This is a genomic window from Faecalibacterium sp. AF27-11BH (assembly GCF_003603005.1).
Classification (GTDB): domain Bacteria; phylum Bacillota; class Clostridia; order Oscillospirales; family Ruminococcaceae; genus Faecalibacterium; species Faecalibacterium taiwanense.
In genome coordinates, this window is sequence record NZ_QVGS01000032.1 from 1,202 (window position 1) to 1,667 (window position 466).

Here is a 466-nt window from a genome sequence, read left to right on the forward strand (position 1 = left end):
GAAAGACAAATGCAAAAGAATATCTTGCTAAAAAGAAAGATATAGGCTATAATGAAGATGAGGTTCAAAAGAGCCAGATACCGTCTGGATTGTGTGGGTAAATGGCTATGATGAACGAAATGGAATACAGAACAATCGGTTCGGCACTTGCCGGGGGTTATCGTGCGGCGGTCTATTGCAGGCTGTCAAAGGACGATGACCTGCAAGGCGAAAGTGCCAGTATCGCAAACCAGCGTGATATGCTGGAAAAATACTGCGAAAAGCAGGGATGGGAGGTTGTGGCAGTCTATCAGGACGATGGCTTCACAGGTCTTAACATGGAGCGTCCTGACCTACAGAGAATGTTGAGAGCCATTGAGCGCAGGCAGATCAACCTTGTCATCACGAAAGACCTCAGCCGACTGGGGCGTAATTATCTGCAAACCGGGCATTTGATTGAGGACTTTTTCCCAAGAAACGGTGTCCG

The 466-nt window shown here is 47.6% G+C and carries 1 protein-coding gene; it reads left to right on the forward strand.

Going from position 1 to position 466, the window contains the following annotated elements; all coding sequences use genetic code 11:
* Nucleotides 1–101: 101 nt before the first annotated feature.
* The coding region (locus tag DWY76_RS13740) for a recombinase family protein (RefSeq protein WP_158579530.1) at nucleotides 102–466 on the forward strand (365 nt) is incomplete at its 3' end.